Annotated in this window: 10 protein-coding genes; 8 read left to right on the forward strand and 2 right to left on the reverse strand. The window is 63.3% G+C overall.

The window, feature by feature from the left end:
* Window positions 1–121 precede the first annotated feature (121 nt).
* The 4 genes from AB0I14_RS18390 to AB0I14_RS18405 all read left to right on the forward strand — a co-directional run bounded on the left by AB0I14_RS18390 (window position 122) and on the right by AB0I14_RS18405 (window position 6,742).
* The gene (locus AB0I14_RS18390) at window positions 122–541 is read left to right on the forward strand and encodes an MmpS family protein (RefSeq protein WP_358025450.1); all 420 of its coding nucleotides are present in this window, start codon (window positions 122–124) and stop codon (window positions 539–541) included.
* Window positions 538–3,420, forward strand: a complete 2,883-nt coding sequence (locus AB0I14_RS18395) for an RND family transporter (protein ID WP_358024437.1) — start codon at window positions 538–540, stop codon at window positions 3,418–3,420. The genes AB0I14_RS18390 and AB0I14_RS18395 overlap by 4 nt, the downstream gene beginning before the upstream one ends.
* Before the next feature lie 5 nt (window positions 3,421–3,425).
* Window positions 3,426–6,290, forward strand: coding sequence for an RND family transporter (locus AB0I14_RS18400; protein ID WP_358024441.1), 2,865 nt, complete (start codon window positions 3,426–3,428; stop codon window positions 6,288–6,290).
* A 125-nt stretch (window positions 6,291–6,415) separates the two neighbouring features.
* The gene (locus AB0I14_RS18405; protein ID WP_358024444.1) at window positions 6,416–6,742 is read left to right on the forward strand and encodes a hemophore-related protein; all 327 of its coding nucleotides are present in this window, start codon (window positions 6,416–6,418) and stop codon (window positions 6,740–6,742) included.
* A 6-nt stretch (window positions 6,743–6,748) separates the two neighbouring features.
* On the opposite strand, the gene AB0I14_RS18410 is transcribed toward AB0I14_RS18405, so the two are convergent.
* The gene (locus tag AB0I14_RS18410; RefSeq protein WP_358024447.1) at window positions 6,749–7,663 is read right to left on the reverse strand and encodes a helix-turn-helix domain-containing protein; all 915 of its coding nucleotides are present in this window, start codon (window positions 7,661–7,663) and stop codon (window positions 6,749–6,751) included.
* Window positions 7,664–7,772: 109 nt separating this feature from the next.
* Between AB0I14_RS18410 and AB0I14_RS18415 the strand changes: the two genes are divergently transcribed.
* From AB0I14_RS18415 to AB0I14_RS18430, 4 genes are read left to right on the forward strand one after another with little or no spacing between them, the layout of a single operon-like run.
* Window positions 7,773–8,900, forward strand: coding sequence for a hypothetical protein (locus AB0I14_RS18415; protein WP_358024450.1), 1,128 nt, complete (start codon window positions 7,773–7,775; stop codon window positions 8,898–8,900).
* Window positions 8,901–8,903: 3 nt separating this feature from the next.
* A complete protein-coding gene (locus AB0I14_RS18420) occupies window positions 8,904–9,686 on the forward strand; it encodes an SDR family oxidoreductase (protein WP_358024453.1) in 783 nt (260 codons plus the stop codon).
* Window positions 9,683–10,831 carry a sulfotransferase gene (locus tag AB0I14_RS18425; protein WP_358024456.1) on the forward strand — a complete coding sequence of 383 codons (1,149 nt, stop codon included), beginning with the start codon at window positions 9,683–9,685 and terminating at the stop codon, window positions 10,829–10,831. The genes AB0I14_RS18420 and AB0I14_RS18425 overlap by 4 nt, the downstream gene beginning before the upstream one ends.
* A gap of 16 nt (window positions 10,832–10,847) precedes the next feature.
* Complete coding sequence (locus tag AB0I14_RS18430) at window positions 10,848–11,870, forward strand: TIGR03617 family F420-dependent LLM class oxidoreductase (protein WP_358024459.1); 1,023 nt, start codon at window positions 10,848–10,850, stop codon at window positions 11,868–11,870.
* Here AB0I14_RS18430 and AB0I14_RS18435 read toward each other — a convergent pair.
* On the reverse strand, window positions 11,867–12,535 hold the full coding sequence (locus tag AB0I14_RS18435) for an NAD(P)-binding domain-containing protein (protein ID WP_358024461.1): 669 nt from the start codon (window positions 12,533–12,535) through the stop codon (window positions 11,867–11,869). The two genes, AB0I14_RS18430 and AB0I14_RS18435, sit on opposite strands and share 4 nt — an antisense overlap.
* Window positions 12,536–12,621: the final 86 nt, after the last annotated feature.

Here is a 12,621-nt window from a genome sequence, read left to right on the forward strand (position 1 = left end):
TGCCTGCCACATTTGAGTCGCCGGCCTCTCTTGGGTGTCGGTCGACGTGCCTCGCCGGTTCGCGTGGCGCGGATAGTCCGGATTAGGCCGCGGATTCAAGGGGGTTCGTGAATTGGGGGTTCTGAAGCGGCTCTGGATTCCGCTGTTGGTATTGGTGGTCCTCGGTGCCGGGGGGTTCACCGTCATGCGGCTGCACGGTGTGTTCGGTTCGGGGACCCGGCCCGCGTACGCCGACACCGAGCTCGAGAAACGTAAGCCCTACGACCCCAAACAACTGGTGTACGAGGTGTTCGGCCCGCCTGGGACAGTGGCGAACATCAGCTATTTCGACGTTGATGCCGAGCCGCGGTTCGTTGAAGGAGCAAGCCTTCCATGGTCGTTGAAGTTCCCGATGACCGAGGCCACATCCATGGTCAACGTCATCGCGCAGGGCGATAGCAACAGAATCGGCTGCCGCATCATCGTGGATGACAAGGTCAAGGCAGAGAAAGTCGAGACCGGGGAAAGCGCGTTCACCTACTGCCTCCTGAAGGCCGCATGAGTAGCCAGGCGACCAGCACCAAACCGCCATTCATTGCGCGGATGATCCGTCTGTTGGCGGTGCCGATCATCCTCGGCTGGTTGGTGATCGCCTACGTCCTGAGCGCGGTCGTCCCCCCGCTGGAGCAGGTGGAGAAAGAGCATTCCGTATCGCTGATCCCCAACGACGCGCCTTCGTTCGAGGCGATCCAGCGGATGGGTACGAACTTCGGCGAAGCCACCTCGAACAGTGCGGCGATCATCGTCTTGGAGGGCGAACAGCCCCTCGGTGACGAGGCGCACCGCTATTACAACGATCTGGTTCGTCAGCTGAGAGCCGACACGGTGCATGTGCAGCATGTGCAGGATTTCTGGGGGGATCCGCTTACCGCCGGCGCGGCCCAAAGCGCCGATAACAAGGCCGTGTACGTCCAGATGGGTCTCGCGGGCGACCTCGGCCAAGCATTGTCGAATGAATCCCTGGAGGCGGTCCGGGGCATCGTCGACCGGAGTCCGCCGCCACCGGGGATCAAGGCCTATGTCACCGGCCCGGCGGCCATGGTCGCGGATTTGAGCGCGAGCGGCAACCGGACGGTCCTCCTGGTCACGGGCCTGAGCCTCGCGGTGATCCTGACGATGCTGCTGTTCTTCTTCCGTTCGATCTTCACCGCCGTGATTCTGCTGTTCCTGGTGGGCATCCAATTACAGGTCGCCCGAGGGGTAGTGGCACTTCTCGCTGATCACGGCTACATCGGGCTTTCCACCTATGCCGTCAACCTTCTGGTGACGCTCGGCATCGCGGCAGGAACCGACTACGGCATATTTTTCGTCGGGCGCTATCAAGAGGCACGCCAAGACGGCGAGGAGAAGGAACAGGCTTTTTACACCACGTATCGCAGCGTCGGCACGGTGGTGCTGGCATCCGGATTGACCATCGCCGGCGCGGTTTTCTGCCTCAGCTTCACCCGCTTGCCCTACTTCCGGACCCTTGGTATTCCGTGCGCGCTGGGTATGGTCGTGGCGGTTGCGGTGGCACTGACGCTGATCCCGGCGGTTCTCGCGCTGGGTAGTCGATTCAGGTTGTTCGAGCCCAAACGCAAGATCATCGTGCGTCGCTGGCGCCGGATCGGCACGGCGATCGTTCGCTGGCCCGCACCCATTCTCGTCGCGGCGTGCGCTGTGTCGCTGATCGGGTTGTTGGCGCTGCCTGCCTACCAGCCCGGCTATAACGACCAGCAATACCTGCCCAAAGACATTCCCGCCAATGCCGGGTATGACGCTGCTGCCCGGCATTTCCAGCAGTCGCTGATGGCGGCGCCCGACATCTTGTTGGTCGAGGCCGACCATGACATGCGCAACCCGGCAGATTTTCTGATACTGAACAAACTGGCCAAGGGCGTGCTGTCCGTGCCCGGGGTTGCCCGGGTGCAGTCGGCGACCCGGCCCGAGGGTATTCCCCTCAAGCACACGACGATTCCGTTCATCATCAGCGCCTCGAACGCCGGCCAATTGCAACTTTTGCCGTTTCAGAAGGCCCGGATGAATGACCTGCTCACCCAGGCCGACGAGATTTCAAAAACGATAGCCGTGATGCAACGCATGTACGGGCTCATGCAACAACTCGCGGTCGCGACCAATGACGTGGTCACCAAAACGCACGACCTCGAAGACGTCACGCTCGAATTGCGGGACCACATGGCGGATTTCGACGACTTCTGGCGACCTCTTCGCAATTACCTGTACTGGGAGCCCCACTGCTTCAACATCCCACTGTGCTGGTCGACGAAAGCACTGTTCGAGGCGCTCGACGGTGTCGACAAGCTCACCGTGACGATGCACCAGCTGATCGGAAATCTCGATCAACTCAATCTGCTTCTGCCGCAGATGATCGCCCAGTTCCCGGCCATGATCGCGACCATGCAGAGCACGCGGACCATGATGTTGTCGATGCGCAGCACCATGGCAGGCATCCTCGCGCAGATGGACGAAATGTCCGATGGCGCCACTGCTATGGGCAGAGCGTTCGACGACGCACAGAATGACGATTCCTTCTATATCCCTCCGGATGTTTTCAAGAACGCGGACTTCAAGCGAGTCATGGACGTGTTCTTGTCGCCAGACGGGAAAACGGCGCGCCTGCTCATCTCCCAGCGCGGCGATCCCGCGACGCCCGAAGGTATTGCGCGGGTCAATCCGCTCAGAACGGCTGCAGAGGAGGCGCTCAAGGGAACGCCGCTGGAGAGCGCCAAGATCTACCTCACCGGCAGCTCGGCGATGGCGAAAGATCAGGTGGACGGGTCCACCTATGACCTTCTGATCGCCGGAATCGCCGCGCTGTGCCTCATTTTCATCATCATGCTGATCATGATTCGGAGCCTCGTCGCGGCCATGGTGATCGTGGGGACGGTGGCGCTCTCTCTCGGCGCGGCTTTCGGCATGTCGGTACTGATCTGGCAGCACATCCTCGGCATCAATTTGAACTGGATCGTGCTGGCGATCTCACTGATCATCCTTCTGGCTGTCGGTTCTGACTACAACCTGCTGTTGGTGTCCCGGATGAAAGAGGAGATCAGCGCGGGCATCAATACGGGCATCATCCGCGCCATGGCCGGCAGCGGAAAGGTGGTGACAATCGCGGGTCTGGTGTTCGCCTCAACCATGTTGGCGTTGTTGGCCAGCGATGTACGCACCATCGGCCAGGTGGGTTCCACGATCGGTATCGGTCTGCTCTTCGACACCTTGGTTGTGCGTGCGTTCATGACGCCGTCCATCGCCGCTCTGCTGGGCAGATGGTTCTGGTGGCCGCTGCATGTTCGTCAGCGGCCCGCCAGTGCGCTTCTGCGGCCGATCGGGCCTCGCCCGCTGGTTCGTTCCCTGTTGCTCAAACCCGACGAACGCTGACCGCGGTGAGCAACAAGCCGCCTTTTACTGCCAGGGCGATTCATCGGCTGGCAGTGCCGATCATCCTCGGCTGGTTGGTGATCGTCGCAGTGCTGACCTTCGCGGTTCCGTCGCTCGAACACGTGGGACGCCAGTACTCGGTATCGCTGGTTCCCAAAGATGCCCCGTCGTACCAGGCGGCGCAGCGCATGGGCCAGAGCTTCGGCGAATCCGACTCCGACAGTGTGGCAATGGTCGTCCTGGAGGGAGACCAACCTCTCGGGGATGCGGCGCACCGCTATTACAGCGATTTGATTCGGCAGCTGAAAGCCGACACCCGTCATGTGCAGCACGTGCAGGACTATTGGGGCGACCCCCTCACGGCGCCCGCCGTCCAGAGCGCCGACAGCAAGTCCGTCTATGTTCAGCTGAATCTGGCTGGTAACCAAGGCGAATCGCTGGCGAACGAGTCCGTGGACGCAGTCCGGGACATCGTGGGTCGGACAGCGCCGCCCCCGGGACTGAAGGCTTACGTCACGGGCCCCGCCCCCCTGGTTTCGGACATGAACCACGCCGGCGACAAATCCATCATCAAGATCACGGTGGTCTCGCTCGTGGTGATCCTCACGATGCTGCTCCTGGTCTACCGTTCGATCGTCACTGCGGTCCTGCTTCTGGTCATGGTGGGGATCCAGGTTCAGGCGGCTCGTGGAGTGGTCGCGTTCCTCGGTGAGCACCAGGTCATCGGGCTGTCGACGTTCTCGGTCAATCTGCTGGTATCGCTGGGGATCGCGGTGGGAACCGACTACGGCATATTTTTCCTCGGGCGTTATCAGGAGGCGCGGCAGGCCGGCGAGGACCGGGACGCCGCCTTCTACACCACGTATCGAAGTGTGGCCAAGGTTGTTCTGGGTTCCGGCCTGACCATTGCCGGCGCCATCTTCTGTCTGAGTTTCGCTCGACTGCCGTATTTCCAGACGATGGGTGTTCCGACCGCCGTGGCGATGGTCGTCGCAGTCGCGGTAGCCCTCACGCTTGTTCCGGCCGTTCTCGCAGTGGGCGGTCGTTTCGGGTTGTTCGAGCCCAAGCGCAAGATCATCGTCCGGCGGTGGCGGCGGCTGGCGACGGCGATCGTCCGATGGCCGGCACCTGTACTCGTCACAGCCTGTGTGGTCGCGCTCATCGGGTTGTTGGCGCTGCCGGCTTATCAGACCAGCTACAACGATCGCCTCTATGTGCCTGCCGACATTCCTGCCAATGTCGGATACGCGGCCGCCGAGAGGCACTTTCCGCAGTCCCGTATGACGCCAGACGTCCTCATGCTCGAGGCCGACCACGATATGCGCAATCCGGCGGATCTACTGATATTGAACAAGGTGGCCAGGGGGATTTTCGCCGTCCCCGGCATATCCCGGGTGCAGGCGATAACCCGGCCCGAGGGCAACCCGATCGATCGGACGTCGATACCGTTCCTGCTCAGCTTGCAGAATGCCAATCAAGAGCAGGTGATGCCGTTCCAGCGGAATCGCATGAATGACCTGTTGAAGCAGGCGGACGATCTGACCACGATGATCAATATCACGCAGCGCCTTTACAACGTGGGTCTGAAAATGGCCAATACGACTCATCTGATGACGCAGGACACGCGTGAATTGGATTCCGCCACCGATGAGTTGCGCGACCATGTCGCTGATTTCGACGATTTCTGGCGGCCCATCCGCAATTACTTCTATTGGGAGCCACATTGCTTCGACATACCGTTCTGCTGGTCGACGCGATCTCTTTTCGACGCGCTCGACGGGGTCGATTCGGTATCCGACGGAGTGCATGAGCTCAGCCTGGGGACCGATCGGCTGGACGTGCTCATGCCGCAGATGATCGCCCAGTTCCCTCAGATGATCTCGAGCATGAAGGCGATGAGGGCCGCCATCCTGACCATGCACAGCACCATGGCGGGGTCCATCGCGATGATGGATGAAATGAGCGAGAACGCCACCGCGATGGGCCAGGCATTCGACGCGGCCCGAAACGATGACTCCTTTTACCTTCCGCCCGAAGTCCTGAAGAACGAGGATTTCAAACGCGCGATGAATCTGTTCTTCTCGCCGGACGGGAAATCGGTCCGCTTCATCATTTCGCACCGGGGGGATCCCGCGACGCCCGAAGGTATTTCGCGGGTCGACGCGGTGAAGAGAGCGGCCGAAGAGGCGCTCAAGGTGACACCTCTGGAGAACGCCAAGATCTACCTGGCCGGTACCGCCCCGACGTTCAATGACATGCGTGACGGCTCGACATACGATCTGCTGATCGCGGGGGTTGCCGCGCTCTGCCTGATTTTCGTCATCATGCTGCTTGTCACGCGCAGCCTGATCGCTGCGCTGGTCATCGTGGGTACGGTGGCCCTCTCGCTGGGTGCCGCGTTCGGGTTGTCAGTGCTCATCTGGCAGCACATTCTCGGTATAAACCTGCATTGGCTCGTGCTCGCGATGTCTGTGATCGTTCTTTTGGCCGTCGGTTCTGACTACAACCTGCTGCTGGTGTCCCGGATGAAGGAGGAGATCGGCGCGGGGATCAACACCGGCATCATCCGGGCCATGGGCGGTAGTGGAAAGGTCGTGACGGCAGCGGGTCTGGTGTTCGCGTTCACCATGATGTCGATGGTGGCCAGTGATCTGCGGATCATCGGCCAGGTGGGTTCCACGATCGGTATCGGTCTGCTGTTGGACACCCTGGTGGTGCGCGCGCTCATGACTCCGTCCATCGCCGCGTTGCTCGGCCGGTGGTTCTGGTGGCCGCAAGTGGTGCGTCAGAGGCCCGCCAGTGCATTGCTGCGGGAAACTGCCCCGCGGCCCGTCGTGCGGTCCCTGTTCCTCAGACCCGACGAGAGTTGACGCGGCATGGCCTGGCTTGGCATTTGCCCGGACATCGCTGGCGGGTTGGCGCAGCAAATTGTCAAAACCCTGGGCGGTTGACGCTGCGCGAGTAGAGTCCAGGGTCGGGGGGAGGAGGTTTTTTCATGACGAAATTTTCGTCGATCGAACTTGTTGTCGCCGCCGGCGGTCTGGCGTTGTCGTTGACCGTCGGAGCCGGTGTCGCATCCGCGGATCCCAGGCTGGATTCGGCTGTGAACACCACCTGTAGCTATCCGCAGGTGATGGGGGCGCTGAATGCCCAGAGTCCCATGGCGGGGGCATCGCCGGCGGTCCAGGATGTGTTGCGTCAGTTCCTCGGCTCGCCGCGGGACCAACGGCAGCGCATGGCCGAGGGCATCGCTGCGCAACCGGCCAACCAGCCGTATCTCGGGTTGCTGCAGTCGGTGTTCGACACCTGTAACAACTTCTGAACGGCATCAGCGCGTCGGTTTGATGCCACCCAGTTGTTCGGTCAGCGCGTCGGCCGTGGCCACCAGCGCCCGGGCCCGATCGGCGATCTCCTTGTCGGTCAAGGCCGTTCCGATGTGCAGTGACGCCGCCATCACCTGACGGCGGTAGTGGTCGAAGACCGGCGCCGAGATGACGCTGATATCCCAGCGGGCACTGTGATGTCCGTCGGTGTCGCACTCGTCGCGCAGATACACCCGTTCGCCGATGTCGGAGACCAACTCGCTCAGCAAGGCCCGGAGTTCGTCGGGCAGGTTGGTCGACATCCCCGCCATCAGCGCGTAGAGCCTGCGGCCGCCGGGGGTCAGGCGTTCCACCAGATATCCGTCGGCGCGGCAGTTTTCGATCACCCGTTTCAGTCGGGCGGATTCGGTGCGCAGCGGGATCGTCGGCGCCTTGGCCAGCCAGGCCCGCAGCGCATCGTCGTCCCACAGCACGAACATCAAACCGACCGGCGGAGCGAACGGATAGCTCTGCCCGACCCGTACGCCAGGGTCACGGCCGGGCGGACCGACGACCTCCAGCACGGTGATCCGGTCGTCGACCACGGCGGTCAGGCCCGCCGAGGTGTCGAAAGCGGCTGACAGCGCGTGTAACTCGGCTCGGGCCGCCGGGTTGACGCGCATCGATTCCTGCGCCGCGTGGCCGAGCGAGATCAGACTCGGCCCAAGGCGGTACGTCTTGTCTGCGCCGTCCCGGATCAGGTAGCCCGATTCGGTGAGCGTGCTCAGGATGCCCAGGCAGGTCGGCTTGCTCAGTCCGACCCGGCGGGTGAGCTCGGAGAGGCCGAACCGCTCCTGCGGATGGCGGGACAGGAAATCCAGAATTGCCACCACCCGGGCAGTGGGAGGTGAGGGGCGACCGGCCGGTTCGGCGTCTGACATCGATCCTCCTGGCGGCAATCGGGCGTTGACTCGAATTGGAACGCGTTCTAGTGTCAGTAGGAAACTCTACCACTGCGGTCGAATATTGGACCGAGAGAGCAGATGCTGGATGTACTCACAACCACTGGCCGACGCCATAGCCGAGGCGGAACGTCTGGTGACCGCCGCGCCTTTCATTTCCACGGATGCCGATCTCCTGGAGGGGCTGCAGTACCTGGCCGGATGTATCGCGGCGTGCACGCACGTGGCGTTCGACTACGACCGCGAGCACCCGTTTCTCCACAGCGGAACCGGGCCGTTCACGAAGATGGGCCTGGACAACCCTGACACCATGTACTTCGGCACTCGGGTTCAACCCGGCCACGAGTACGTCGTCACCGGAAAGCGTGGCACCACCACCGACGTCAGCTTCCAGCTGCTGGGCGGGGAGTACACCGACGAGAACGTTCCGGACAGCGAGACGGCATTCGACGATCGCAAGCTCGACATCGCCGCCGACGGCACCTTCGAGTGGCGGTTCACCCCGGCTACGCCCTCGCAGCTGGTGATCCGGGAGGTCTACAACGACTGGTCGGCGCAGCGCGGCACATTCGCGATCTCGCGCACCGACACCGCCGGCACCGCGCCGGCGTCGTTGACCCGCGAACTCATCGAGAAGCGTTACGCGACTGCAGGCAAGCAACTCGTGCAGCGGGTCAAGACGTGGCTCCAGTTCCCGAAGTGGTTCTACGACAACCTGCCGGTCAACACGCTGACCGCGCCGCGCCTGACGCCTGGTGGCCTGGCCACCCAGTACTCGTCGGTCGGGCACTACGACATGACCCCGGACCAGGCAATGATCATCACGCTGCCCGTGTCAGATGCGCCCTACTTGGGCTTCCAGCTGGGTAGCCTCTGGTACATCTCCCTCGACTACATCAACCACCAGACCTCGCTGAACGGCACTCAGGCGCAAGCCGACCCGGACGGCAAGATCCGGATCGTGGTGTCCGAGAACAATCCGGGAGTCACCAACTGGTGCGAGACGTTGGGCCACGACAAGGGGTATCTGCAGTTCCGCTGGCAACGGGTCTCACGTGAGTTGAGCGCCGACGACGGGCCGACCGTGGAGTTGGTGGACATCGGTTCCGTGGCCGGGAAGCTGCCGTATTACGAGAGCAACAAGATTTCCGACGATGATTGGCGAGCGCGGATCGCGCTGCGTCAAAAGCTTATTGGCGAAAGGATGGTGGGCTGACCGATGGCCGGACTGCTCGATGGCAAGGTAGTGGTGATCAGCGGGGTCGGGCCCGGACTCGGGACGACGCTGGCCCGCCGATGTGCGGAGAACGGCGCCGACCTCGTGCTGGCCGCCCGCACGGTGGAGCGGCTCGAGGACGTAGCCAAAGAGGTGACGGCACTGGGCCGGCGCGCGCTCGCGGTGGGCACCGACATCACCGACGAGGAGCAGGTTGCCAACGTGGTGGCCCGCACGATGGAGGAGTACGGCAAGGCCGACGTGTTGATCAACAACGCGTTCCGGGTGCCGTCCATGAAGCCGTTCGCGAACACCACCTTCGAACACATGCGGGATGCGATCGAGCTGACCGTCTTCGGCGCACTGCGCATGACCCAGGGCTTCACTCCGGCCCTGGAAGCCGCCAAAGGCTCGGTGGTGAACGTGAATTCGATGGTCGTGCGGCACTCGCAGGCCAAGTACGGTGCCTACAAGATGGCCAAGTCGGCCCTGCTGTCCATGTCTCAGACGCTGTCAACCGAGCTGGGGGAGAAGGGCATTCGGGTCAACTCGGTGCTGCCCGGCTACATCTGGGGTGAAACGCTGGAGGGGTACTTCAACCATCAGGCGCAGAAGTACGGCACCACCGTGGAACAGATCTACAACGCGTCGGCAGCCGGGTCCGATCTCAAGCGGCTGCCGACCGAGGACGAGGTGGCCTCGGCCATCCTGTTCATGGCCAGCGATCTGTCCAGTGGCATCACCGGCCAGACCCTTGATGTGAACTGCGGAGAGTACAAGGCATGACAACCCCCCGCGTCAACGTCGGCACTGTCGAGGATCTGCACGCCTCGGCGGTAAAGGCCTGCGGTCTGGAGGATTTCGGTGCCGACGACGACAACTACCTCGAAGCGCTCGGGGTGCTGCTGGAGTCCTACCAGCGCGACGCCGACCTGACCGAGCTCGGCAGCAAGATGCAGCGCTTCTTCACGCGAAATGCGCTGGTGGCCCGTCTCGTCTCGGAAGCTGCGTTCAAGCAGTACCCCCAGCACGTCGACGTGCCGATCGAGCGGCCGATCTTCGTCACCGGCCTGCCGCGCACCGGGACCACGGTGATCCACCGGTTGCTGGCCGCGGACCCGATGCATCAGGGTTTGGAGATGTGGCTGGCGGAGTTCCCGCAGCCCCGGCCACCGCGGGAAACCTGGCCGGACAACCCGGTTTTCAGTGCGCTCGATGCCCGGTTCAAGCAGGCGCACGAGGAGAACCCGGACTACACCGGGCTGCATTTCATGACCGCGGACGAGGTCGAGGAATGCTGGCAGCTGCTGCGCCAGTCGTTGCATTCGGTGTCCTACGAGACGCTGGCCCATGTGCCGACCTACTCGCAGTGGCTGGCCCGTCAGGACTGGACCAAGTCCTACCGTCGGCACCGCAAGAACCTGCAATTGATCGGCCTCAACGAGCCCGAAAAGCGTTGGGTGCTCAAGAACCCCAGTCATCTGTTCGCTCTCGAGGCATTGTTCGCCACGTATCCGGATGCGCTGGTCATCCAGTGCCACCGCCCGGCGGAGACCATCATGGCCTCGATGTGCTCGCTGTCGCAGCACACGACCGCCGGCTGGTCCAACACATTCACCGGGAACGTGATCGGCGAAGATGCCATGGAAACCTGGTCGCGCGGCCTGCAGCTGTTCAACACCGAACGGGCCAAGCATGATCCGGCCCAGTTCTGCGATGTGGATTATTTCGAGTTCGTCAAGGATCCGATCGGTGCGGTCGAAGGCATCTACCGCACGTTCGGGCTGGACTTCACCGATGCCGCCAGACAGGCGATGATCGACAGTCACACCGCCAGCCAACAGGGGCCGCGCGCACCGAAGCACACCTACTCACTGGCCGACTACGGGCTGACCTCCGAGGCGGTCAAGGAGCGGTTCAAGGGGCTCTAAAGGCGAATTCCCCGAGATGAAGGTCTATCTGGCGCTCGACCCGCGTGAACCGCTGACCGTAACGGCGGACTATGCACGACGGGTCGAGCGCCTGGGCTGTGACGGCCTGCACGTCGCCGAGACCGTGCACGATTCCCTGGCCGTGTCGCTGCTGGCACTGGCGAACACGTCGCGCATCACCGTCCGCACCGCGGTGACACTGGCGTTCGTGCGCAGCCCCACCCTGACGGCCTACACGGCGTGGGACCTGTCGGTGCTCTCCGGCGGGCGGTTCGAGTTGGGTCTCGGCACACAGATCAAGCAGAACATCGAGGACCGCTACGGCATGCCGTGGAGCGATCCGATTGCCCGGCTCCGTGACTACGTGGGTGCGCTCGATGCCCTGTTCGATGCGTTCCGCACCGGGGGCACAGTGCATTTCGAGAGCCAGAACTACCGGCTGACCAGGATGCAGCCCTACTTCAACCCCGGGCCGAGTGACGCGGTCCGCCCACCGATCTGGCTGGGCGCGGTCAACGCCGGAATGTGCGAACTCGCCGGCGGTGTCGCTCGCGGAATCGTCACGCATTCGACCAACTCCGGTCCTGACTATCTGCGTGACATCGTGCGCCCGGCGTTGGGCCGCGGCGCCGACGCGGCCGGGAGGGCAGAATCCCCCCTCATCATCGCCTCGACGTCGATCGCGACCGGCAGCACCGATGAGGCGGTCGACCGGGAGCGGGAACGACAGCGCCGGATGTTGGCATTCCTGTATTCGACGCCGGCGTACGCGACCGGTCTGGCCCGCCGCGGCCTGGCCGAGCTGCCGGAACGGCTGCGGTCACTGGTACGTACCGAGCTGTGGGACGAATTGCCTTCGGTGTTAACCGATTCCATACTCGATGAGCTGGTGGTGTGCGGACGTCATGATGAGCTGCCCATGATGTTGAAGGCGAGGTTCGGTGACGTTGCCGACGGCATCGTCCTACCGCCGCTGGGCGACGGGGACGACGATGAGTCGCTGGGCGCATGCGTGGCCCAATTGCGAGCCGTGGACTAACCGGGGGATCGAACGGTCGCCGCGGGCGAGATCGGGTCGACGTGGGGGATCGCGAGTCGCGGGTTTGCGCCGGCGGCGACCACGCGCATCACGAATCCAGCCGCTTCTTCTGCTTGCCGGGCGGCGTCGATCCCACCCACGATCGCGGGCCGCGCCCCCAGGTCGGCGATCAGTGCCTCAGCGCGGTGCAGCGCGTCGGGATCGTCACCGCAGATCACGACCACCGGTGCGATGGCGGGACTGCCGGTGAATGGCCACGATGCTCCGGCGAACAGGTGCAGGGCCTTGACCACACCGGCACCGATCGCGAGACTCGCGACGTACTCGGCGGCCGATCCGGTTGCGGGGATCAGGCGCCCGGTCGTGAAGTCGACCGGATTGGTGCAGTCGATGACGGCCTTGCCCGACAGGGCGCCACTCGGACCGCCGACCAGAGTCAACGCGGTTTCCAGTCCCTCCCATGCGATCGCGACCACCACGACGTCCACCGCGTCGGCGAACTCGCTCGGGTCGATCGGCACTGCGGCTGAACCGATCTGCTGTGCGGCGGTCCGGACATGGGCGGGGTTGCGGCCGGTCACCACGATGGAATGACCGGCGTCTGCCCAGGCCTTGCCGAGCGTCGCCGTGAGATTCCCGGTCCCGATCAGTCCTATCTTCACCATTGGTCTCCTCCGTCGGATGCGAGCTGCCAGGACGACGTTAGGAGGCGCGTTCCTACCAATCGGAAGGAATCGCATGGGGACAATGT

It is taken from the genome of Mycobacterium sp. NPDC050441 (genome assembly GCF_040655355.1).
GTDB lineage: Bacteria > Actinomycetota > Actinomycetes > Mycobacteriales > Mycobacteriaceae > Mycobacterium.

Excerpts from the sequence above, each read along its gene's own strand:
- AB0I14_RS18420 (WP_358024453.1), top strand. The coding sequence starts at position 8,904 with ATGGCCGGACTGCTCGATGGCAAGGTAGTGGTGATCAGCGGGGTCGGG.
- AB0I14_RS18430 (WP_358024459.1), top strand. The coding sequence starts at position 10,848 with ATGAAGGTCTATCTGGCGCTCGACCCGCGTGAACCGCTGACCGTAACG.
- AB0I14_RS18405 (WP_358024444.1), top strand. The coding sequence starts at position 6,416 with ATGACGAAATTTTCGTCGATCGAACTTGTTGTCGCCGCCGGCGGTCTG.
- AB0I14_RS18435 (WP_358024461.1), bottom strand. The coding sequence starts at position 12,535 with ATGGTGAAGATAGGACTGATCGGGACCGGGAATCTCACGGCGACGCTC.
- AB0I14_RS18415 (WP_358024450.1), top strand. The coding sequence starts at position 7,773 with ATGTACTCACAACCACTGGCCGACGCCATAGCCGAGGCGGAACGTCTG.
- AB0I14_RS18410 (WP_358024447.1), bottom strand. The coding sequence starts at position 7,663 with ATGTCAGACGCCGAACCGGCCGGTCGCCCCTCACCTCCCACTGCCCGG.
- AB0I14_RS18395 (WP_358024437.1), top strand. The coding sequence starts at position 538 with ATGAGTAGCCAGGCGACCAGCACCAAACCGCCATTCATTGCGCGGATG.
- AB0I14_RS18425 (WP_358024456.1), top strand. The coding sequence starts at position 9,683 with ATGACAACCCCCCGCGTCAACGTCGGCACTGTCGAGGATCTGCACGCC.